This is a genomic window from Nocardioides luteus, assembly GCF_000960475.2.
Taxonomy (GTDB): Bacteria; Actinomycetota; Actinomycetes; order Propionibacteriales; family Nocardioidaceae; genus Nocardioides; species Nocardioides luteus_A.
This window is the reverse complement of the sequence record NZ_JZDQ02000049.1, coordinates 1-20846: the sequence shown is the minus strand read 5'-3', so window position 1 is coordinate 20846 and position 20846 is coordinate 1. Positions and strand designations below refer to the sequence as shown.

Here is a 20846-nt window from a genome sequence, read left to right as displayed (position 1 = left end):
GCTGATGTGAGCGACCTGGTCGCGCGCGCCCGGGGCGGTGAGCCCCGGGCGGTCGCGCGGCTGGTGTCGTACGTCGAGAACGCTCCCGTCGGCGGAGGAGAGCGGCTCCGTGAGGTGATGGCCGCGCTCGCACCGCACGGCGGGCGTGCCCACATCGTGGGGCTCACCGGCGCGCCCGGGGTCGGGAAGTCGACCACCACCTCCGCGCTGGTCCGCGAGCTGCGGTCCGAGGGTCGCACCGTGGCGGTGCTGGCCGTCGACCCGTCCTCCCCGTTCTCCGGCGGTGCGCTGCTGGGGGACCGGATCCGGATGACCGACCATGCCACCGATCCGGGTGTCTTCATCCGCTCGATGGCCTCGCGCGGCCACCTCGGCGGGCTGGCCTGGTCGGCGCCCCAGGCCCTGCGGGTGCTGGACGCGGCCGGGTTCGACGTCGTGCTGGTGGAGACCGTCGGTGTCGGCCAGTCGGAGGTCGAGATCGCCGGGCTCGCCGACACCACCGTGGTGCTGCTCGCGCCCGGGATGGGGGACGGCATCCAGGCGGCCAAGGCAGGCATCCTGGAGATCGGCGATCTCTACGTCGTCAACAAGGCCGACCGGGACGGCGCGACCAAGGTCCAGCGGGACCTGCGCGGGATGCTCCGGCTGTCCGACCGCCCCGCCGAGGCCTGGACCCCGCCGGTCCTCACCGCCGTCGCGCAGTCGGGCACGGGTCTGGCCGAGGTCGTCGGCGCGCTCGACGAGCACCGCGCCTGGCTCGAGTCCAGCGGCACGCTGACGCTGCGGCGTACCCGGCGTGCGCGGGCGGAGGTCGAGGCCATCGCCGTCGAGACCCTCCGCGCGAAGTGGTCGACCGTCGGCACCTCGAGCGACCTGGACGCGCTCGCGGAGAAGGTCGTGACGGGCGAGAAGGACCCGTACGCCGCTGCCGACGCCCTGCTCGCGGAGTAGGCCGCGGCGAGAGTTGTCCCGGCGTACGGCCTGTTCTCTCGCCACGGGTTCGCCGAAGTCACTATCGTTGACGGCGTGAACCTCTTCGGTGTCGACATCTCCAAGCACCTTCTGCGAGACGAAGGTGAGGTCGTCGTGGACGAGGTCACCCATCACTGGGTCTCCTACATCCGGCCGGTGGCCGAGGCGATCCTCGGACTGGCTCTGATGATCGTGGCGGCGACGATCGACATGAACGTCGCCTGGATCATCGTGCTGCTCGCGTTCGGGCTGGTCGGGCACGCGTTCTGGCGGTCGCTGGTGGTCAGCCGGGACCGGTTCGTGGTCACCAACATGCGTATCTTCCGCATCCACGGCGTCCTCTCGAGCGAGCTGGCGACGATGCCGCTGGCGCGAGTCCTCGACATCACGGTCAAGCAGTCGTTCTGGGGCCAGATGTTCAACTACGGCCACTTCGTCTTCGAGTCGGCCGCTCAGGAGCAGGGGCTGAACAACATCTACTTCGTCGGCCGCCCGACCGAGCGAGACCTGACCATCCAGCGCGTCGTCCAGCGCGCGGGCCTCCGTGGCAGCGTTGGTTAGGAGCCTGCTGAACAATCCCGGCTGCTACGCGCCGCGATGCACGCGCGCTGGCGGCGTTGCCACCGCTCGACGTGCGCCCAGCATGCCTTCGCGGTGGCGCCTTGCCATCGCACGCGCCTCGCGACGCTCGCGACGCCGGCCTTGTTCAGCAGCCTCCTAGACCGTCCTCATAGGATTGGCGACATGACGCAGCAGCCGTTCTCTCGCCCCGGAGCCGTCGACCTCTCCGGGCTCGCCAGCACCACGCCCGCTCAGAACGCCCCCTTCGGCGGTCCGGCCGATGCGGCTCCCGCCCAGGGGCGGAGCGCCGGCTCCTACACCGTCGAGGTCGACGAGCAGATCTTCCAGTCGGTCCTCGAGGCGTCGATGACCGCTCCGGTCGTGCTGGTCTTCTACTCGGCCTCCCGCGCTCCCGAGAGCGTCACCTACGCCGGTGACGTCTCGACGGTCGTGGAGGAGTACGACGGCCGGTTCCTCCTGGGCCGCGTCGACATCGACAAGAACCCGCAGATCGCGCAGGCGCTGCAGGTGCCCCAGGTGCCGCTCCTCTACATCCTGCTCGACGGCCGGCCGGTCACCCAGCCGATCCCGGGCGCGCTCAACCTCGAGGAGCTGCGTACGGTCTTCCAGCAGCTCGGGCAGCAGCTCACCACCCAGGGCATCGGCGGGCGCCACAAGCCCAACGCCATCGGTGGTGCCGCGGCGGGCGAGGACGGCGCGGAGCCGGCGCTCGACCCGCGCTACGCCCCGGCCCAGGACGCGCTGGAGCGCGGTGACATCGACGCGGCCGTGGCCGAGTACGAGAAGCTGATCGCCTCCAACCCCGCCGACTCCGAGGCCGCCGCCGGGCTGGCGATGGCCAAGGTCCTGCAGCGTACGCAGGGGGTCGACCTCAACGCCGCCCGTGCCGCCGCCGCGGCCGCGCCCGACGACGTCGACGCGCAGACCCTCGTCGCCGACCTGGACCTGCTCGGCGGCCACGTGGAGGACTCCTTCATCCGGCTGGTCGAGCTGGTGCGGCGTACGTCGGGGGACGAGCGCAACAAGGCGCGCGAGCACCTGCTGGGGCTCTTCGCCGCGGTCGGCAACGACGACGAGCGGGTGCTCAAGGGTCGTCAGTCGCTGGCCTCGGCACTGTTCTGATCCACCAGCGCCGATAGCACCGCGGTGACCGCCGGCGAGGCGGCCATCGTGCGGCGGTGCACCGCGAGGATCTCGCGGGTGGGGACCGGGTCGACGACGCGTACGGCGACCAGGTCCTCGCCGAGCGCCGCTCTCCCCAGGCGCGGGATCAGTGCGATCCCGAGGCCCGCTCGCACCAGCGCCAGATGGCTGTCGAACTCCATCGAGACGTGGGCGATCCGGGGGAGATGTCCGGTGCCGGCGTACATCCGGTTCAGCCACTGCCGGCAGATCGTGCCCTCCGGCGTCGCGATCCAGTCCTCGGCGACCAGGTCGTGCGGGGTCACCTTGGCGAGCTGGGCCAGCGGGTGGTCGCGATGGGCGATCACGTCGGCGATGTCGCGGTGGAGCTCCGTCGTGACGAGGTGGTCGGGGATGGAGAGCGGCACGTCGCCCCAGGAATGGACCACGCCGATCTCGCTGTGACCGGTGGCGACCAGGTCGACGGTGTCCCACGGCTCCCGCTCGGAGAGGGTGAGGGTGAGCTCGGGATGGGCGGTGCGGAGCTCACCGGCGACCGGCGCGATGAGCCCGCGCATCGCGGTGGAGAAGGCGGTCAGCCGCAGCCGGCCCGCCACCGTGGTGGCCTGCTCGTGCAGCCTGGACTCCAGCGACTCCATGTCGGCGAGCAGCCGGGAACCCTCGTCGACCAGGTGCCGGCCGGCGTGGGTGAGCATGACGCCGCGCCCGACGCGCTCGAGCAGAGGTACGCCGACCTGCCGCTCGAGCCGCTTGACCTGCTGCGACACGGCACTGGGTGTGAAGCCCAGGGCGTCGGCGGCCGCCACCACCGAGCCGTGAGTGTCGACGGCGCGGAGAGCGACGAGCGCGGACAGATCGATCATGAAGCGATGCTACGTCATCGAATGAAGAATCAGTCGCTGGTGCTTCATGATCTTTGCCTTCATCCTGGATGGTGTGAATCGCCGTGACTCGCTGCTCGCCGTCCTCGTCGCCGTCCTGTGGGGCTTCAACTTCGTCGTCATCGACTGGGGTCTGGCACCGCGCGACGGGCAGACCGTGCCGCCGTTGCTCCTGGTCGCGGTGCGGTTCTTCCTGGTCGCGTTCCCGGCCGTCTTCCTGCTTCCTCGGCCGAAGGCTTCGTGGAAGGTCGTCGCGGCGGTCGGGGCCTTCATGAGCCTGGGCCAGTTCGGGCTGCTCTACACCAGCATGGCCGCCGGGATGCCGCCCGGACTCGCCGGGCTCGTGCTCCAGGCGCAGGTCGTGCTCACCATCGTCATCGCGGCGGGGGTGCTGCGCGAGCGGCCGACCCTGATGCAGGTGGTCGGTGTCGTCGCGGGTGCCCTCGGGCTGGTCGTGGTGGCGTTCGGGCGGGGTGGTCACATCCCTGTCGTCGCGCTGCTGCTGTGCCTGCTCGCCGCGCTGTCGTGGGCGATCGGCAACGTGATCTCCCGGGCGGCCAAGGTGCCCGGTGGACTGTCGCTGACGGTCTGGTCGGCGCTGGTCGTACCACTCCCGCTGCTCGGGCTCTCCTTCGTGATCGACGGACCCGAAGGGGTTCGTGAGGGCGTGGCGGCCTTCGGCTGGGAGGCGCTGGTCTCCACGGCCTACACGGTCGTGCTCGCCTCGTTCGTCGGCTACGGGATCTTCAACTCCCTGCTCGCCCGGCACCCGGCCTCGTCGGTGGTGCCGTGGATCCTGCTGGTGCCGCCGGTCGCGATCGGCTCCGCGTGGCTGCTGCTCGGCGAGGTGCCGAGCGCGGGCGAGCTCGCCGGTGGTGCGCTGCTGGTGCTCGGAGCCCTGGTCGCCCAGGGAGTGCTACGCGCGCCCCGACTCGGTGTAGGCCGGCCCGCCGCCCAGCGCGGCGAGGGCGGCCTCGACCCGGCGCGCGGTGAAGTCGGCGGCCCGCTCGCGGACCTCGTCGAGGGTGCAGAACGCCACTGAGCGGATCTCGCGCGGCTGGAGGGTGGTCTTCTCGAGGATCGAGGAGGGATGCACGCCGCCGTCGAAGACCAGGCAGACGGCGTCGTCCCAACCGCCCCACGGCGGCAGCCAGTCGGTGAGCAGCAGGTCGCCTGCGGGAAGGACGAGGGCGAGCTCCTCCTCGATCTCGCGGGTGGTCGCCAGCTTCGGCGACTCACCGACCTCCACGATGCCGCCGGGCAGGTCCCAGTCCTTCTTGTAGGTCAGCTGGCACATCAGCACGCGGTCCTCGGAGTCGCGGACCAGCATCTGGCCGATCGCGCGCTTGCGGGGAAGGAAGGAGTTGAGGAGCGCCCGGAAGCCCTCGGGGGCCTCGACCGGCGCATCGCTGGCCACCCGGGCGTACAGCATCCGGTCCTGGCCGCCGGCCACGCCCCGGAGCAGGCCCTCACGGTGGAGCCCCGACCAGGTCGCGGTGCGCTGCTCGGTGACATCGGCTGGATCGACCAGCGCCTCCACCCGGTGGTGGGTGAGGAGCGCTGCGGCCACCTCGCGGCGTACGACGTCGACGGCCTCGCCCGCGGCCCACTCGATCCGGGCAACGCCCTCGGCCACGGTCGTCGTCTCTGGCTCGCTCACGCTCCAACCCTAGCGAGCCGCGCTGTCACAACCCGGCGGCTGCCGGTGTCTGGATGGTGACGAGACGTTCGAGACCATATTCGAGACGACACAGGAGGGCGAGGATGCCCAGCACGTTCAGGATCCCGAAGGCGGAGCTGACCGGTCTCTACGGAGCGGTGGTGAGGCGGATCAGCAAGAAGATGTACGGCGAGGTCCCCGACGTCGGCTACGTCTACTTCCACCACAAGCCGCTCCTGCGGGCCGTGATGGGCTTCGAGACCAGGGTGGGCAGGTGGAAGGCGCTCGACCCGACGTACAAGTCGCTGGCCGAGATGGCCGCGGCCAGCACGATCGGGTGCAGCTGGTGCCTCGACTTCGGCTACTACCTGGCCCGCAACGAGGACCTCGACCTGGCGAAGATCAGCCAGGTGCAGGTGTGGCGGACCTCCGAGGTCTTCGACGAGACCGAGCGGAAGGTCATCGAGTACGCCGAGGCGATGTCGTCCACGCCGATGACCGTCACCGACGAGATGGTCGCGGCCCTGCTGGCCGAGCTGGGCACCGAGGCGATGGTCGAGCTGACCCAGATGATCGCGCTGGAGAACATGCGCTCCCGGTTCAACTCGGCCGCCGGGCTGCAGAGCCAGGGCTACTCCGACGTGTGCGAGATCCCGCTGGCGCCGGCGTCGGTAGGGTCGCGGGCATGAGCGAGCCCCAGCCGACGAGCGAGGCCGCGACGGAGATCTTCGTCGCCCACCGCAACCTGCTCTTCACGGTCGCCTACGAGATGCTCGGCTCGGCCGCCGACGCCGAGGACGTCCTCCAGGAGGCCTGGCTGCGGTGGGCCGACGTGCCGCTGGAGGAGGTGCGTGACCACCGCGCCTACCTGGTGCGGATCACGACCAGGCTCGCGCTGAACCGGATCCGGACGCTGTCGCGCCGCAAGGAGACGTACGTCGGTCCGTGGCTGCCCGAGCCGCTGCTGACCGCGCCGGACGTCGCCGAGGACGCCGAGCTCGCCGACTCGCTCTCGACCGCCGTGCTGCTGGTGCTGGAGACGCTCTCGCCGACCGAGCGGGCCGTCTTCGTGCTGCGCGAGGTCTTCGCGCTGGGCTACGACGAGATCGCGGCGGCGGTCGACAAGTCGCCGGCCGCGGTGCGACAGATCGCCCACCGCGCCCGCGATCACGTCGCCGAGCGGCGGCCGCGGGAGTCGGTCTCGGCGGCCGAGGCGCGGCACGCCCTGGAGCGGTTCCGCGACGCCGCCACCGGCGGCGACCTGCAGTCGCTGCTGGACGTGCTCGCCCCCGACGTCGTGCTCTTCTCCGACGGCGGAGGTGTGGTGCAGGCGGCCCGCAACCCGATCCACGGCGCCGACAAGGTGCTCCGCTTCTTCGCGGGCCTGGCGACGAAGTACGGCATCCCGAGGTTCGAGCTCACCAGCGTCAACAGCGCCCCCGGGATGCTCATCTACTTCGGCGAGGAGGTCGACGGCGTCGTCACGCTGCACGTCGAGGACGGCCTGGTCACCGGCCTCTACTACGTGCGCAACCCGTCCAAGCTCAGCGGTGTTCTCGAGCAGGTCCATCTGGAACGCTGACAAGGGTGGGGAGTCGGTCGCTTCGCGGGGTGCTGGTCACGCTCTGCGTGACCGTCACGGCGGCGTACGGCGTCCTCTACTACGCCTTCACCGTCCTCCAGCCGCGGATCGTCGACGACACCGGGTGGTCGGCGGCCGCGATCACGACCGCCTTCTCCGCGGGCACCCTCGTGGGGGCGGTGGCGGGCATCCCCGTCGGTCGGGTCATCCAGCGCTTCGGTCCGCGGTGGGTGATGGCCGGCGCCAGCCTGCTGGGGACGCTGGCGCTGCTGGTGGTCGCCGCCGCACCGTCGTACGCGGTCTTCGCGCTGGGCTGGCTGGTGGTCGGGCTCTCGACCTCGGGGACGTTCTACCCGCCCGCGTTCGCCGCGCTGACGCAGTGGTTCGGTGCACGACGCGTGCAGGCGATCACCACGCTCACCCTCGCCGGCGGGTTCGCCTCGACGATCTTCGCGCCGCTCACCGAGACGATGGCGGCGTGGGTCGAGTGGCGCTGGACGTACGTCATCCTGGCCGGCGCCTTCGTCGTGCTGACGTTCGTGCCGAGCATCGTGGTGCTCGATCGCGCCTGGCAGCCGACCGCTCCGCACGTGGACGGTCGGCCGGTGCGGGACCGGGAGGTGCTGCGGAGCCGCCGGTTCGTGCTGCTCTCGCTCGCGGGCACGCTGGTCTCGATGGTCGTCTTCGCCTCGATCGTGCACCTGGTGCCGTTCCTCGTCTCCCACGGGCTGAGCCCGGCCACCGCCGCCTGGGCGCTCGGGCTCGGCGGCGCCGGCCAGGTCGCGGGACGTGCGTTCTATCCGACGCTGGCGCAACGCTTCGGTGTCAGGGCCCGGATGATCGGGGGAGTGCTGTGGTTCGCTGCCTCCGTCGCACTGCTCCCGCTGCTGCCCCCGGTCGGCTGGGTGATGATCGTCGCCGCGGTGCTCACCGGGACCGCCCGCGGGCTCTACACGCTCATCTCGGCGACCGTCGTCAGCGACGTGTGGGGACCCGAGAGGTACGCCGCGCTCAACGGCGTCTACTCGGCTCCCGCCGGGGTCGCCGGTGCCCTCGCTCCCGCTGCCGGGGCTGCGGTCGCTGCGCTGCTGGGCGGGTACGACGCGCTCTACTGGGTTCTTGCCGGGACCGTGGCGGTCGCAGGGGTGCTTGCGGGGATTGCGTTGGCGTCGTTCGAGGGGCGATGAAAGTCAGGCAAATCAGCCGAGACGTCACGTACGTCGGACGAGGTGGCAGTCACGTGCCCACTCGGCCGACGCGGGTGACGTCTCGGCGGGCGTCTCGGTGCCCCGCTCCGCAGGACACCGAGACGCCAGGGGTCACTGACCGAAGACCTGCAGCTCGGCGGCGTGGACGATCGTGCCGCGGTCGGAGCCGGTCTTGCAGTCGGTGGTGGTGAGCGGGTCGCCGTCCTGCTCACCGGCGTAGCCGTCGTAGCCCGTGCACTGGTTCTCCAGCGCCACCAGACGTACCGCCGCGGCGGTCGTGTCGGGGACGTCGAAGGTGCGCATGTTGAGGTTGGGCGCGACCGGCCGGGGGCGCTTTCCGGGGAAGGCGTCGTCGGCCGAGGTGTAGAACCGCTTCCAGGTCGCTCCGGCCGTGTCGCAGGCGGAGACGCAGGCCTCCAGCGCGAACTTCCGCAGTGCGGTGAAGCGCGACCCGGAGTCGGCGTCGGTGTCGGTCGCCGGCGACAGGTAGGCGCTGACGTTGACGGTCTTCACCGTGCGGGTCCCGCCGGCCAGGTCGACGGCGATCGAGGGCGTGGTGGTGTCCACGTTGCCCGTGGTCACCCCGCCCCAGTTGGTGCTCTCGGTGCCGTCGATCAGCGCGGACGGGTTGCGGGAGCCCTCGGTCGAGGTGATCACCTCGGCCCCGTTCGCCGCCGCCGCGAGGTTCGTGGCGGAGGCGAAGGAGATCGTCTTGGTGATCTCCGTCGGCGAGATCGTGACGGTCCTGCGCTGGGCGCCACCGGTCTTGGAGACGAAGATCAGGTCGTACGTCCCCGGGACGAAGTGCGCGACGGACCCGAGCGCGGTGGCGGTGTCCGTGTCGGCGATCGGGGTCGCCCGCGCCTCGAAGCGACCGACGTAGACCTTCCCGGACGCGGGTGCGCTGAAGGTGACCTTGACGTTGCGCGAGGCCGCCGAGGCGAAGCTCGGGGTCGGCTCGTCCCCGTCGGCGGTCGTGGTGGCGTACTGACCCATGCCACGCCGTGCGAACGCGTCCGCGATCACCTGGCGGTCGGCACCGCCGAAGCGCATCTGGTCGGCGGCCAGGAACGCGTCGCGGGCGTCCAGCATCGAGGTCGCACCCTGCTGGAGCAGGAACGAGTCGAAGACCAGCTGGATCCAGCGGCGGTTGCCGGGGCACTTGTCGGCGGGCAACGGCGACGCCGTCGTGGTCCCGTCCGAGCAGCGCAGCTGCAGGGCCTTGTCGGCGTAGGGGTAGGTCGCGTCGTACTTGTCGACCAGCGCCTTCCGGACCGACCACATCGTGCCGTTCCAGATCTCACCGTCGGCGTGGACCTCCGGACCGGTGCTGTCGAACCCGTAGTCGGAGAAGTTGAGCGGGTTCCTGTCGATCGCGAAGTCGCGGATCGCGACGTCGGTGTTGCCGGTGGCGTAGGAGCCGACGGCCCACGGGCTGCCGCCGTTGTAGAGGTCGTGGGCGAACATGTGCTCGGCCGCGGCCAGGTCGCTCCAGGACTCGCCCATCGCGCCGCCCTGCTCCGAGGTCAGCCCGTCGTCGGGGCCACCGACCATGCGGTTGGAGATGGCGTGGGTGTACTCGTGGCCGACGATCCCGAAGTCCAGCGACCCGTCGGTGCAGGGCGCGTAGAAGGCACCGGGGACCGGCTGGAACAGGTACTGGTTCGTGATGCCCGGTACGCCGTCCATCAGGGTCAGCTGGTTGGCGTTGTTGCGGCCGGTCAGCAGCCCGGTCTGCTCGATGACCTGCGAGTCGAGCGCCGCGGCCTGCGCGTTGCCGACCTCGGCGTCGAGCCCACGACCGCCACGACCGAGGTTGTCGGTCTGCAGGTTGTAGTTCTCCTCGGTGAACCCGAGGAAGTAGGACCAGTCGTGCATCCGGTTGTGGCTGGCGAACAGGTTGCCGACCACGTAGTTGACGTCGTTACCGCCAGGCACCAGCGTCGTCGGGTCGCACTTGGAGTTGTTCCAGGTGTCGGTGAACTTCCCCGAGTAGTCACGCAGCGGCGAGACCGGCGCCTGCTCGAGCCCGCCGCCGGCCAGCGGCGAGAGCCAGCCCTCGTGGGTGTTGGCGTTGTTGCCGATCGTGGTCAGGCTGGGTACCCCGACGGTCGTGCTCAGCAGCGTGTCCCAGGGACCGGCGTTGGCCAGGCTCTTCAGCTGCGGCCCGGTGCAGTCGGCGACCTTGGTCCAGCAGGCGATCACGTCGTTGGCGGGGACCGCCTCGCCGCCGGTCGAGGCGGCGTCGGGCGTGCCCGGGAAGTAGGACCAGCGCGGGTTGCTGCCCGGCAGGTCACCGGTCTCCGTGCCCGCGGCGGTGTCCGAGGACGCGACGGTCACCGAGTAGCTGCCGACGAGGAGCGAGTCGTCGAAGGGACAGACCTGGACCGCGTACGTCCCCGGGTCGATCTTGTCCGCGGTGTAGGTCGCCGTCTCGGGGCTGGTGAGCAGGTCACCCTCCACGAGCAGGCTTCCGTCGGGGGCGAAGAGCTTCACGGTGAAGTCGTCGGTCGGCAGCCCGACCGCGACGGCGGCCAGGGTGCGGGTCTTGTCGTCGGAGATCTCGAAGGTGTGCTTCGGGCCGCAGGCACCGAGCGCGGTGCCGGTGAACGGCCCCTCGACGTCGTTCTCGTGGTCGACGTTGTCGTGGCGCCACAGCACCTTGCCGGTGACCGCGTCGACCAGCACCGTCTGCCCCAGCAGGGTGGCGGCCGCGGAGTCGACGACGGTGGCCTGGAAGACGGGGCGTACGCCCTCTCCGGGCACCGGGAACGCCCGCAGCCGCACCAGCTGGTCGGTCGCCAGGCCGGGCACGGTCAGCTTCGTCCAGTCGGTCAGCTTCGCCGCGGTGTCGGCGACGATCTCGCCGGACTTCGAGGCCGAGATCGGTCGTCCGGCCGAGGCGGCGGCCTTCAGCCACGCCTCGGTCGGGCTCAGCGTCGGCTCGGCGACGTCGCCGGTCACCTTGGACAGCGAGGAGGAGACGTAGGCGATGTCGCCGTGAGCCACGCCCACGGTCACCAGGCCCTCGGTGGCGGCGGACAGACCGTCGTAGGTCTGCCGGAAGAGCACCGCGTGGCCGCCCCCGTCGGCCAGCTTCTGGTCGCTGACCAGCTCGAGGTCGTCCAGCTGGGCCGCGGTGAGCCCGAAGACCGCGGCGTTGTCGTCGAGGAAGCTCCGGGCGGCGGCGACCGGGTCCGAGGAGCTGGCCGCGGCCAGCACTCCGTCGGCGGTGATCAGCGAGGTCGGCGTCCCGTGGGCGTTCCAGCGGATGTCGACGGCCCCCAAAGCCGTCGCCGCGGACTCCTGGGCGGAGGTGGGCAGCACGCGGTCGCGTACGTCCAGGCCGGCATCGGCCTCGTGACCGAGAAGCCCGCCGGAGCGGGCCGCATCGGACGTGGTGGTGGCAGTGTCATCAGTGGTGGAGAGCGCGGCACCCGAGACCGGCGTCGCCAGCACGAAAGCGCCGAGGGCGAGGCTCAGCGCGGCACCGAGGCTCACCCTGGCGCGACTGGAACGAATATCGGTCATGTTATTGAAACGCCCCTTTACCCACTGGGGTTACGCGCCACTAACCTCGTCGCGTAACGATCCGCAGGCCTTTCGGCGAGATGGCGTGCCGACCCACTAAGGTGCCGTGACATGAGTAACAAATCCCGCGAGTTCGTCAAGCTGACCGTCGAGGACGGCATCGGCACGATCCGGCTGGACCGGCCGAAGATGAACGCGATCAGCTTCCAGGTGCAGGCCGAGCTGCTCGAGGTCGCGACCGAGGCGGCAGCCGACGATGGCGTACGCGCGGTCGTCGTCTACGGCGGCGAGAGGCTGTTCGCCGCCGGGAACGACGTCAAGGAGATGGCCGGCCTCTCCTACTCCGAGATGGCCAAGCGGGTCGCGGGCGTGCAGGCCGCGGTCACCGCGGTCGCGGAGATCCCGAAGCCGGTGGTGGCCGCGGTGACCGGCTACGCGCTGGGTGGCGGGTGCGAGCTCGCGCTCGCGGCCGACTTCCGGATCGCCGCCGATGACGCCACCTTCGGTCAGCCGGAGGTGCTGCTCGGCATCATCCCCGGTGCCGGTGGGACCCAGCGGCTGGCACGACTGGTCGGGCCGTCCACGGCCAAGGACCTGATCTTCTCGGGCCGCTTCGTCAAGGCAGACGAGGCGCTTGCAATCGGCTTGGCCGACCGGCTCGTGCCGGCGGCCTCGGTCTATGAGGAGGCGCTCGCGTGGGCGAGCCAGTTCAAGAAGGCGGCCCCGTACGCGCTGGCGGCGGCGAAGACGGCGATCGACAAGGGCCTGGGAGTGGACCTCGCCACCGGGCTCGCCATCGAGCAGCAGCAGTTCGCCGGCGTGTTCGCGACGCAGGATTCCCAGACCGGGATGACGTCGTTCCTGGAGAACGGCCCCGGCAAAGCCAACTTCGAAGGGAAGTGAGTCACGTGTCGGACACCAAGACGGCGGATGGCCCGGGCGTGGTCAAGACCGTCCGGTCCTACGCCTCCCGGGTGGTCTGGGTGATCGCCCTGATCGCCGCGCTGGCGCTGGCGATCGGAGCTCTGCTGATCGCGCTCAAGGCCAACCAGGGCAACTCCCTGGTCGACTTCGTGCTCAACGCCGCGGACACCGCCGACCTCGGTCTGTTCTCGCGTGAGAACGGCATCAAGCAGTTCGGCGGCGAGGACGCGGAGATCAAGAACGCGCTCTTCAACTGGGGCCTCGGCGCCCTTGCGTGGCTGATCGTCGGCCGGATCGTGGCTGGTTTCATCAGACCCTGAGGCCATGTGACATTCTCAACGCGTAGGCACCTGTCATCCGTATGTGACTGGCGGGTAACATCGCTGGCGAACTACGACCATTCCAGGAGGGGCCGGCAAGGCCGCACCACCATGAACATTGTTGTGCTTGTGAAGTACGTGCCGGACGCGACCGCGGACCGGCAGTTCGAGGACGACTTCACCGTCGACCGCGTGAACGTCGACGGTCTGCTCTCCGAGCTCGATGAGTACGCGGTTGAGCAGTCGTTGCAGATCAAGGAGAAGCGTGAGGGCGAGGAGATCACCGTCACCGCGCTGACCGTTGGTCCCGAGGCGGCCGAGGCCGCGGTGCGCAAGGCGCTGCAGATGGGCGCCGACAAGGGCGTCCACGTCGTCGACGACGCGATCGCCGGCTCCGACGCCATCGCCACCTCGCTGGTGCTCGCCAAGGCGATCGAGAAGCTCGGTCCGGTCGACCTCGTGGTCGGCGGTCTGGCCTCGACCGACGCCGGCATGAGCGTCGTCCCGGCGATGCTGGCCGAGCGTCTCGGCCTGCCGCAGGTCACCCTCGCCTCCGTCGTGGAGACCCAGGGCGACCAGGTCCGCATCAAGCGTGACGGCGACGTCGCCACCGAGGTCATCGGCGGCACGCTGCCGCTGGTCCTCTCGGTCACCGACCAGTCGGGCGAGGCCCGCTACCCGTCCTTCAAGGGCATCATGGCGGCCAAGAAGAAGCCGCTGGAGACGTGGTCGCTGGCCGACCTCGGTGTCGACGCCTCCCAGGTCGGTCTCGGCGCTGCGTACACCGCTGTCGAGGAGACGGCGGCCCGCCCGCCGCGCACCGCCGGTGAGATCGTCACCGACGAGGACGGCTCGGGCGCCAAGGCGCTGGCCGACTTCCTCGCGTCCAAGAAGTTCATCTGAGGCCGAGAAGGGATATCTGAATCATGGCTGAAGTTCTCGTTCTCATCGACCACGTGGCTGGTCAGGTCAAGAAGCCGACCTACGAGCTGCTCACCCTGGCCGCCAAGCTCGGCGAGCCGTCCGCGGTCTTCATCGGTGGCGCCGACGGCGCTGCTGGTGCCGCGGAGGCCGTGAAGGGCTACGGCGCCGAGAAGGTCTACGTCATCGACGACGCCCAGATCAAGGGCTACCTGGTGGCGCCGAAGGCCGAGGCGCTCGCGCAGCTGGCTGCGTCCGCCTCGCCCGCCGCGATCCTGCTGCCGTCCTCCGCGGAGAACAAGGAGGTCGCCGCCCGCCTGGCGATCAAGCTCGACTCCGGTCTGATCACCGACGCCGTCGACCTCGACGAGTCCGGTGTGGCGACCCAGTCCGTCTTCGCCGGCAACTACACGGTCAAGGGCAAGGTCACCAAGGGCACCCCGATCATCACGGTCAAGCCCAACTCGGCCGCTCCGGTCGAGAAGGCCGGCGCCGCCGCGGTCACCCCGTTCGAGGTGACCATCTCGGACGCCGCCAAGACCGCGCAGATCGTGGCCTCCCAGCCGCGTAAGGCCTCGGGCCGCCCCGAGCTCACCGAGGCCGCGATCGTGGTATCCGGTGGTCGTGGCACCGGCGGTGACTTCTCCGCCGTCGAGGGTCTCGCCGACGCGCTCGGTGCCGCTGTCGGTGCCTCGCGTGCCGCGGTCGACTCCGGCTGGATGCCGCACACCTTCCAGGTCGGCCAGACCGGTAAGACCGTCTCCCCGCAGCTCTACGTGGCCAACGGGATCTCCGGTGCGATCCAGCACCGCGCCGGTATGCAGACCTCGAAGACCATCGTCGCGGTCAACAAGGACGAGGAGGCGCCGATCTTCGAGCTCGTCGACTTCGGCGTCGTGGGCGACCTGCACACCGTCCTCCCGGCCGTCACCGAGGCCGTGAAGGCGGCCAAGGGCTGACGAGCGAGTGATGCCTGGGGCGTACGTCCCGAAAACCCGCCCCCGAGCACAGCTCGGGGGCGGGTTTCTTTCTGTTTGGCATCGGGTTCTCGGAATTGTCGTTGCGGTGCATACGTCGCTGGGTATAGTCCGGCCGCATGTGGGGGAATGTGCTGAGGTCGAGGACGGCCCAGAAGATCTCGATTGCGTCGGCTGTGGCGGGCTGCGTGGCGGCACTGGTCGTGGCGACGATGTCCGTGGTTTCGAACCCGGCGAGCGCGGCGACGTGGTCGCCGCCGGCAGGTCCGTTCTTCAACAACCCCACCGGTGACGCGGCGGCGCGCAACTTCATCGTGCACCGGATCAACAACAGCATCGACAACGCGCCCAGGGGCTCCTACATCCGGTTCGTCACCTACAACCTGGACCGCGCCGACACCGTCAAGCATCTGATCGCGGCGCACCGGCGTGGTGTGCACGTGCAGATCCTGGTCAACCGGAAGATGTGGAGCAGCGGCGAGCGCAACCTGGCCACCGAGCTGGGCACGAGGCGCTCCCGGGCGAGCTTCATCTACGGGTGCGCCGGCGCCTGCCGTGGCTACGACACCGGCAACCTGCACATCAAGATCCACTCGTTCACCCAGATCGGCTCCAAGCGCAACGTCATCATCAACAGCTCCGGCAACCTCGGTGGCGGTGCGGCCGGTTCGCAGTGGAACGACGCCCAGACGATCTACGCCAACGACAGCCTGTGGAAGACCTGGCTGCGGATGTTCAACGAGCTCAAGGCCGACCAGAAGGCCTCGCCGCGCTACGTGTCCTGGAGCGGTGGCGGCACCTCCGTCGGCTTCCAGCGTCAGCGCACGGGCACGACCAGCGACGAGATCTACGCCCGCAGCAGCGGCGACAAGGTGATCGACCGGCTGCGTCTGATCGGCTGCAGCGCGCCCAGCGGCTACGGCACCAGGGGCAAGACGATCCTGCGGATCCACATGTACGCGTGGTACGGCCGCCGTGGCGAGCGCATCGCCGACGAGGTCGTCCGGCTGAAGAAGCGCGGCTGCGTGGTCCGGGTGATCGGCTCGGTCACCGACGACGCGGTCTACCGCAAGCTGCGGGCGGTCGGCATCCCGGCGCGTGACGCCGCCTGGGACTGGGGCCAGAAGAAGTCGACCAGCGGCGACAACATCGTCTACGGCTCGCGCTGCTACTCCCACTACAAGTGGATGAGCGTCAACGGCCGCTTCAACGACCGGGGCACCCTCAGCGTCTGGACGGGTTCGGAGAACTGGTCGCCGCCGTCGTTCAGCAACGACGAGGTCACCTTCCGGTTCACCTCGAAGACCTACTACCAGGCCTACACCGCCCGGTTCAACAAGATGTGGGACAGCTCGAGGGCGACCCACCGGATCTACCTCCAGCCGAAGACCCGTCCCTGCGCCTGAGGAGCTAGCCTCTCCGAGTGACCTTCGGTGACCTCGGTGGGGGCCTCCAGCCGCTCGACGGCGGCTGGTCGGGCGAGACGTTCCTGGCGGAGGCCGGTGGGGAGAGGTCGGTCGTGCGGGTCTTCGCCGACCCTCGCCACCATCCCCGTGCCGCGGAGATCCAGGAGGCCCTGCACCGCCTGGTGCGGGGCCTCGTCCCCGTTCCCGACGTCCTGGAGGTACGCCGCGCCGACCCGGCCACCGGCATGCCCGCTCTGCTGGTGACCGAGTTCGTCGAGGGCGTCCGCGGCGATCTGCTGCTCCCGGACCTGGACGAGGCACAACGGCGCCGCCTCGGGCACGGCCTCGGGGAGATCGCGGCCACCCTGGCCGGGATGCCGTTCCTGACCGCCGGGACCTTCGCCGACAAGGACCTGCGCGTCGAGGCGTTCGCGGTGGACCTGACCGAGTGGGTCGAGTCGCACGCGGAGCGTCTCGCCTGGTCACCGGAGGACCTGGAAGGACTGCGGGAGGTCGCCGCCGACGCCCAATACGTGCTCGACCCGGTCGTCCGGGTGAGCCTGGCGCACAGCGACCTCAACCCGAAGAACCTCGTCATCGACCCGGAGACGCTGCGCGTGCGTGCGGTGCTCGACTGGGAGTTCGCCCACGCCGGCTCGCCGTTCACCGATCTCGGCAACCTGCTGCGGTTCGACCGGGACGCGGCCTACGTCGAGGGAGTGCTGGAGGGCTACGTCGCGGTGCGGGGTGGCAGCGCCACGGATGCGCTCGATCTGGCCCGCTCCGCGGACCTGGTCGCGCTGGTCGAGCTGGGGGCGCGGCGTACGGACAATCCGGTGGCGGCCAGGGCGCACGACCTCCTGCTCGAGATCGCCCGATCCGGGGATGTCCACTCCGCCCCGGAGGGCTCCGTTCGCCGCTAGGATTCGGAGCGCGCCGGAGGGGTCCGGCGCGACATGGGGGATGGGTGTGGGAGTGAGCGATCTCGACGGGGCTCGAGGCCCTGCCGGAGCCTGGTGGCGTGGCTGGACGCCCTGGATCACGGCGCTGGTGCTGTCAGCGCTCTTCGCCGGGGCGACCTCGGGGATCACGTTCGTGCGAAGGTCCTATGAGCCGCCGATGGACTATCCGGCGATGAACGAGTCGGAGCTGGAGGAGAGCGCCGTGGGCTCCTCGCCCGCGAAGCCGGCTCGCACGAAGGACCGGCTCGAGACGCCCTCGACGCGGGCGACGGGGGAGCCGGCGCCGACGAAGGCACCACGGAAGGTGAAGCCCTCGGGCTCGAAGAGTGCGGAGCCGCGGGAGTCGGAGGAGCCGTCCGAGAGCGTCGGCCCGTTCGGCGGCCTGGGCGCGCTGCTCGGCCTGGGTGACGGGCGCTGACCCGCGCCGAGCGGTCCGCACGGCGAAAGGGTGGTCGCTGCGTACGTCGCACGGCATAGGCTTTCCTGCATGAGCGCAGAGGCAGTGATCCGTGAGGTGGCGGCGAAGGCACGGGAGGCGAGCTACGAGCTCGCGGTCGCGCCGCGCAGCGTGAAGGACGCGGCGCTTCATGCGATGGCTGACGCGCTCCTCGCCCGCGCCGACGAGGTGCTGGAGGCCAACGCGGCCGACGTCGCCCGCGCCGAGAAGTCGGGCAGCCCGGCCAACATCATCGACCGCCTCACCCTGACCCCGGAGCGCCTCGACGGCATCGCCGCCGCGCTCCGCGAGCTGGCCGCCCTCCCGGACCCCGTCGGGGACGTCGTACGCGGCACCACCCTGGCCAACGGCCTCGAGCTGCGCCAGGTGCGGGTGCCTTTCGGCGTCGTCGGGATGATCTACGAGGCGCGCCCGAACGTGACGGTGGACGCGGCCGGGATCTGCCTGAAGTCCGGCAACGCGGCCCTGCTGCGCGGCTCCTCCAACATCGCCTCCAGCAACGTGGCGATCGCCGCGGTGCTCCGCGACGCCGTCGCCTCCGTCGGCCTCCCGGCCGACGTGATCCAGGTCGTCCCCGGCGAGGGCCACGACTCGGTCAAGGCGCTGATGCGTGCCCGTGGGCTGGTCGACGTGCTCATCCCGCGCGGCGGCGCCGGCCTGATCCGCAGTGTCGTCGAGGAGTCGACGGTGCCGGTCATCGAGACGGGGGTGGGCAACGTACACGTCTACGTCGACAAGGCCGCCGACCTCGACAAGGCGGTCTCGATCGTCATCAACTCCAAGACCCAGCGCACCAGCGTGTGCAACTCCGCCGAGTCGCTGCTCGTCCACGCCGACATCGCCAAGGAGTTCCTGCCCAAGATCGTGCCCGCGCTGCAGGAGCGTGGTGTGCAGATCCTCGGCGACGAGGCCTTCCAGGGCTTCGACCGGGTCGAGCCGGTCACCGACGAGGACTACGCGGCCGAGTTCCTGGCGCTGAAGATCAGCGCGGCGGTCGTCCCTTCCCTCGATGCTGCCGTCCAGCACATCCGGCGCTGGTCGAGCGGTCACACCGAGGCGATCGTGACCGAGGACCTGAGCGCCACCCGGCGGTTCGCCGCCGCCGTCGACTCCGCGGCCGTCATGGTCAACGCCTCGACGCGGTTCACCGACGGTGGCGAGTTCGGCTTCGGTGCGGAGATCGGGATCTCGACCCAGAAGCTGCACGCCCGGGGTCCGATGGGCCTGCCCGAGATGACCTCGACGAAGTACGTGGTCACCGGGGACGGGCACGTGCGCTGACCTGGCAGCGGGCAAGGTAATCTGTGCGCCATGTCGAACTCTGTTGTGTCGAGCATCATCACCTCCGCTGAGCACGGGGCCGAGCACGGCACCTCTGGCATCGAGTGGGTCATCGGCGGCAGCGCCCTGGCGATCCTCGTCTTCGCCCTCCTGGTCCTGGTCTGGTTCGCCGGCGGCCGTGAGCACTCCTGAGCGCTGATCAGATGGGCATCGGGGGAGCGCCCGAGCCAGGTCTGCAGGGCCTGACCGGCAAGCGCCGTGTCGGGGTGATGGGTGGCACCTTCGATCCCATCCACCACGGCCACCTGGTGGCGGCCTCCGAGGTGCAGTCGTTCTTCGACCTCGACGAGGTGGTCTTCGTGCCCACCGGTGACCCGTGGCAGAAGGCCGACCGGGACGTGTCGCCGGCCGAGCATCGCTACCTGATGACGGTCATCGCGACCGCCGCCAACCCGCGCTTCACGGTGAGCAGGGTCGACATCGACCGGGCCGGCCGGACCTACACGCGCGACACGCTGCGCGATCTCGCCAAGGCGCTGCCGGACTCCGATCTCTACTTCATCACCGGGGCCGACGCGCTCGCCGAGATCTTCACCTGGCGCGACACCGACGAGCTCTTCGAGCTCGCCCAGTTCGTCGGGTGCACGCGTCCGGGATACTCCATGGATCCCGAGGTCATCGCGAAGATCCCGTCCGACCGCATCACCATGCTCGAGATCCCCGCCCTGGCGATCTCCTCCTCCGACTGCCGCGAGCGGCGGCGCCGTGGCGAGCCGGTCTGGTATCTCGTCCCCGACGGCGTGGTGCAGTACATCGGCAAGCACGACCTCTACCAGCCCAAGACTCCGCACCACACGACTCCCCAGAACGAAGAAGGCCTATGACCGCGACCGAGCACGCCATCGAGCTCACCATCACCGCCGCCCGGGCGGCCTCGGAGAAGAAGGCCGGGCACATCATGGCCTTCGACGTCAGCGACCAGCTGGCGATCACCGACGCCTTCGTGCTGGCCTCGGCCCCCAACGAGCGGCAGGTGCAGTCGATCGTCGACGAGGTCGAGCTGAAGCTGCGCGACCTCGGCTCCAAGCCGCTGCGCCGCGAGGGCCACAAGGAGGGGCGCTGGGTGCTCCTCGACTACGGCGAGATCGTCGTGCACGTCCAGCACGAGGAGGAGCGCCAGTTCTACGCCCTCGAGCGGCTCTGGCGCGACTGCCCCTCGATCGCGCTGCCCGCCGACGTCGTCTCCGAGAGCTGAGGTTTCGGTGGTCGAGCCTGTCGAGACCACTCGTCGCATCGTCCTGCTCCGCCATGGCGTCACGCCGTGGAACGCGGAGGGCCGCTACCAGGGCCAGACCGACATCGAGCTGGCCGAGACCGGCCACCAGCAGGCCAAGGCCGCCGCTCGTGCGCTCGGGACGACCTACGCCGTCACCCGCCTCGTCTCCTCGGACCTGATGCGGGCACGGCAGACCGCTGCGTACGTCGCCGAGGAGACCGGCCTGGAGGCTGCCTACGACCCTCGGCTGCGGGAGGTCTGCGCCGGGGAGGCCGAGGGGATGGACCGCGCGCAGATCCTCGAGCGCTTCGGTGAGATGCCGGCCAGCTGGGAGCCCTACGGTGGCGAGTCCTGGCCCACCGTCGCGGCGCGCTTCGCGGGCGCGCTGAACGACGTGGCCGAGACCGTGGCGTCCGGCGAGACCGTCGTGGTCGTCGCTCACGGCGGTGCCATCCGCCAGGGTCTGGCCGCCTTCCTCGGCTGGGATCCGTCCGTCGTCACCACCCTCGCGCCGCTGACGAACTGCGCCTGGATCGAGCTCGTCGCCCGGGAGCCCGCCTTCGGCATGGTTCCGGCCGCATCCTGGCGGCTCGCGACGTACGGAATGGGGGCCCCGATTTCGTGATCGGGAGAGGGTTCCGCTACTGTTCTTCTCGTTGCCCGGGGTGATCGACCGGGACAACGCCACGGGGGTGTGGCGCAGCTGGTAGCGCATCTGCATGGCATGCAGAGGGTCAGGGGTTCGAGTCCCCTCACCTCCACC

General features: G+C 70.2%; 21 protein-coding genes, 1 tRNA gene and 1 pseudogene. 20 read left to right on the top strand and 3 right to left on the bottom strand.

The genetic code is table 11. The features are described 5' to 3' along the window. Positions 1-6 precede the first annotated feature (6 nt). The 3 genes from meaB (at position 7) to UG56_RS25155 (ending at position 2676) form a co-directional block, all read left to right on the top strand. The gene (gene meaB / locus UG56_RS25165) at positions 7-951 is read left to right on the top strand and encodes a methylmalonyl Co-A mutase-associated GTPase MeaB (RefSeq protein WP_218145288.1); all 945 of its coding nucleotides are present in this window, start codon (positions 7-9) and stop codon (positions 949-951) included. Positions 952-1026: 75 nt separating this feature from the next. Continuing rightward, a complete protein-coding gene (locus UG56_RS25160; protein WP_045547405.1) occupies positions 1027-1533 on the top strand; it encodes a PH domain-containing protein in 507 nt (168 codons plus the stop codon). Between the two features lie 183 nt (positions 1534-1716). Next, entirely contained in the window at positions 1717-2676 is a 960-nt protein-coding gene (locus tag UG56_RS25155; protein ID WP_045547406.1) for a co-chaperone YbbN, read from the top strand. On the opposite strand, the gene UG56_RS25150 is transcribed toward UG56_RS25155, so the two are convergent. Next, a complete protein-coding gene (locus tag UG56_RS25150; RefSeq protein ID WP_045547407.1) occupies positions 2649-3560 on the bottom strand; it encodes a LysR family transcriptional regulator in 912 nt (303 codons plus the stop codon). The genes UG56_RS25155 and UG56_RS25150 overlap by 28 nt on opposite strands. Before the next feature lie 46 nt (positions 3561-3606). Here UG56_RS25150 and UG56_RS25145 point away from each other — a divergent pair. After that, positions 3607-4470, top strand: a pseudogene (locus tag UG56_RS25145) (EamA family transporter); the annotation flags it as partial. 24 nt (positions 4471-4494) lie between these two features. Here UG56_RS25145 and UG56_RS25140 read toward each other — a convergent pair. Further along, positions 4495-5238 carry an NUDIX domain-containing protein gene (locus tag UG56_RS25140; RefSeq protein WP_071327325.1) on the bottom strand — a complete coding sequence of 248 codons (744 nt, stop codon included), beginning with the start codon at positions 5236-5238 and terminating at the stop codon, positions 4495-4497. 104 nt (positions 5239-5342) lie between these two features. Between UG56_RS25140 and UG56_RS25135 the strand changes: the two genes are divergently transcribed. The 3 genes from UG56_RS25135 to UG56_RS25125 are packed head-to-tail and all read left to right on the top strand — an operon-like array spanning position 5343 to position 8007. Next, positions 5343-5927: a carboxymuconolactone decarboxylase family protein gene (locus tag UG56_RS25135; protein WP_045547409.1), complete on the top strand. Its 585-nt coding sequence runs from the start codon at positions 5343-5345 to the stop codon at positions 5925-5927. Beyond that, on the top strand, positions 5924-6820 hold the full coding sequence (locus UG56_RS25130) for an RNA polymerase sigma-70 factor (RefSeq protein WP_071327324.1): 897 nt from the start codon (positions 5924-5926) through the stop codon (positions 6818-6820). The genes UG56_RS25135 and UG56_RS25130 overlap by 4 nt, the downstream gene beginning before the upstream one ends. Before the next feature lie 5 nt (positions 6821-6825). Continuing rightward, positions 6826-8007 (top strand): MFS transporter, encoded by a 1182-nt coding sequence (locus UG56_RS25125; protein WP_052693560.1) that lies wholly within the window; start codon positions 6826-6828, stop codon positions 8005-8007. A 132-nt stretch (positions 8008-8139) separates the two neighbouring features. Here UG56_RS25125 and UG56_RS25120 read toward each other — a convergent pair whose 3' ends face one another. Continuing rightward, the gene (locus tag UG56_RS25120; RefSeq protein ID WP_045548929.1) at positions 8140-11559 is read right to left on the bottom strand and encodes a M36 family metallopeptidase; all 3420 of its coding nucleotides are present in this window, start codon (positions 11557-11559) and stop codon (positions 8140-8142) included. A gap of 111 nt (positions 11560-11670) precedes the next feature. Here UG56_RS25120 and UG56_RS25115 point away from each other — a divergent pair, with 111 nt between their 5' ends. From UG56_RS25115 to UG56_RS25060, 13 genes are all read left to right on the top strand, one after another. Continuing rightward, entirely contained in the window at positions 11671-12462 is a 792-nt protein-coding gene (locus UG56_RS25115; RefSeq protein WP_045548928.1) for an enoyl-CoA hydratase/isomerase family protein, read from the top strand. A 5-nt stretch (positions 12463-12467) separates the two neighbouring features. Next, on the top strand, positions 12468-12803 hold the full coding sequence (locus UG56_RS25110) for a hypothetical protein (RefSeq protein WP_045548927.1): 336 nt from the start codon (positions 12468-12470) through the stop codon (positions 12801-12803). Positions 12804-12914: 111 nt separating this feature from the next. Continuing rightward, entirely contained in the window at positions 12915-13706 is a 792-nt protein-coding gene (locus UG56_RS25105; protein ID WP_045548926.1) for an electron transfer flavoprotein subunit beta/FixA family protein, read from the top strand. Between the two features lie 23 nt (positions 13707-13729). Further along, complete coding sequence (locus tag UG56_RS25100) at positions 13730-14683, top strand: electron transfer flavoprotein subunit alpha/FixB family protein (protein ID WP_045548925.1); 954 nt, start codon at positions 13730-13732, stop codon at positions 14681-14683. 206 nt (positions 14684-14889) lie between these two features. Next, entirely contained in the window at positions 14890-16107 is a 1218-nt protein-coding gene (locus tag UG56_RS25095) for a phospholipase D-like domain-containing protein (RefSeq protein ID WP_045548924.1), read from the top strand. A 17-nt stretch (positions 16108-16124) separates the two neighbouring features. Then, positions 16125-17030, top strand: coding sequence for a phosphotransferase family protein (locus UG56_RS25090; protein ID WP_045548923.1), 906 nt, complete (start codon positions 16125-16127; stop codon positions 17028-17030). A 52-nt stretch (positions 17031-17082) separates the two neighbouring features. Then, a complete protein-coding gene (locus UG56_RS25085) occupies positions 17083-17487 on the top strand; it encodes a hypothetical protein (RefSeq protein ID WP_143055193.1) in 405 nt (134 codons plus the stop codon). 69 nt (positions 17488-17556) lie between these two features. Next, positions 17557-18807, top strand: coding sequence for a glutamate-5-semialdehyde dehydrogenase (locus UG56_RS25080; protein WP_045548921.1), 1251 nt, complete (start codon positions 17557-17559; stop codon positions 18805-18807). Positions 18808-18837: 30 nt separating this feature from the next. After that, a complete protein-coding gene (locus tag UG56_RS28555) occupies positions 18838-18999 on the top strand; it encodes a hypothetical protein (RefSeq protein ID WP_177191551.1) in 162 nt (53 codons plus the stop codon). Positions 19000-19010: 11 nt separating this feature from the next. Continuing rightward, a complete protein-coding gene (gene nadD, locus UG56_RS25075) occupies positions 19011-19691 on the top strand; it encodes a nicotinate-nucleotide adenylyltransferase (RefSeq protein WP_084101589.1) in 681 nt (226 codons plus the stop codon). Further along, positions 19688-20062, top strand: coding sequence for a ribosome silencing factor (gene rsfS / locus UG56_RS25070; protein WP_045548920.1), 375 nt, complete (start codon positions 19688-19690; stop codon positions 20060-20062). The genes nadD and rsfS overlap by 4 nt, the downstream gene beginning before the upstream one ends. Before the next feature lie 7 nt (positions 20063-20069). Beyond that, positions 20070-20708: a histidine phosphatase family protein gene (locus tag UG56_RS25065; protein WP_052693558.1), complete on the top strand. Its 639-nt coding sequence runs from the start codon at positions 20070-20072 to the stop codon at positions 20706-20708. Positions 20709-20771: 63 nt separating this feature from the next. Further along, positions 20772-20844, top strand: a tRNA-Ala gene (locus UG56_RS25060). The last annotated feature ends 2 nt before the right edge of the window (positions 20845-20846 follow it).

Excerpts from the sequence above, each read along its gene's own strand:
- UG56_RS25155 (WP_045547406.1), top strand. The coding sequence starts at position 1,717 with ATGACGCAGCAGCCGTTCTCTCGCCCCGGAGCCGTCGACCTCTCCGGG.
- UG56_RS25150 (WP_045547407.1), bottom strand. The coding sequence starts at position 3,560 with ATGATCGATCTGTCCGCGCTCGTCGCTCTCCGCGCCGTCGACACTCAC.
- UG56_RS25135 (WP_045547409.1), top strand. The coding sequence starts at position 5,343 with ATGCCCAGCACGTTCAGGATCCCGAAGGCGGAGCTGACCGGTCTCTAC.
- UG56_RS25130 (WP_071327324.1), top strand. The coding sequence starts at position 5,924 with ATGAGCGAGCCCCAGCCGACGAGCGAGGCCGCGACGGAGATCTTCGTC.
- UG56_RS25120 (WP_045548929.1), bottom strand. The coding sequence starts at position 11,559 with ATGACCGATATTCGTTCCAGTCGCGCCAGGGTGAGCCTCGGTGCCGCG.
- UG56_RS25115 (WP_045548928.1), top strand. The coding sequence starts at position 11,671 with ATGAGTAACAAATCCCGCGAGTTCGTCAAGCTGACCGTCGAGGACGGC.
- UG56_RS25105 (WP_045548926.1), top strand. The coding sequence starts at position 12,915 with ATGAACATTGTTGTGCTTGTGAAGTACGTGCCGGACGCGACCGCGGAC.
- UG56_RS25100 (WP_045548925.1), top strand. The coding sequence starts at position 13,730 with ATGGCTGAAGTTCTCGTTCTCATCGACCACGTGGCTGGTCAGGTCAAG.
- UG56_RS25080 (WP_045548921.1), top strand. The coding sequence starts at position 17,557 with ATGAGCGCAGAGGCAGTGATCCGTGAGGTGGCGGCGAAGGCACGGGAG.
- UG56_RS28555 (WP_177191551.1), top strand. The coding sequence starts at position 18,838 with ATGTCGAACTCTGTTGTGTCGAGCATCATCACCTCCGCTGAGCACGGG.
- nadD (WP_084101589.1), top strand. The coding sequence starts at position 19,011 with ATGGGCATCGGGGGAGCGCCCGAGCCAGGTCTGCAGGGCCTGACCGGC.
- rsfS (WP_045548920.1), top strand. The coding sequence starts at position 19,688 with ATGACCGCGACCGAGCACGCCATCGAGCTCACCATCACCGCCGCCCGG.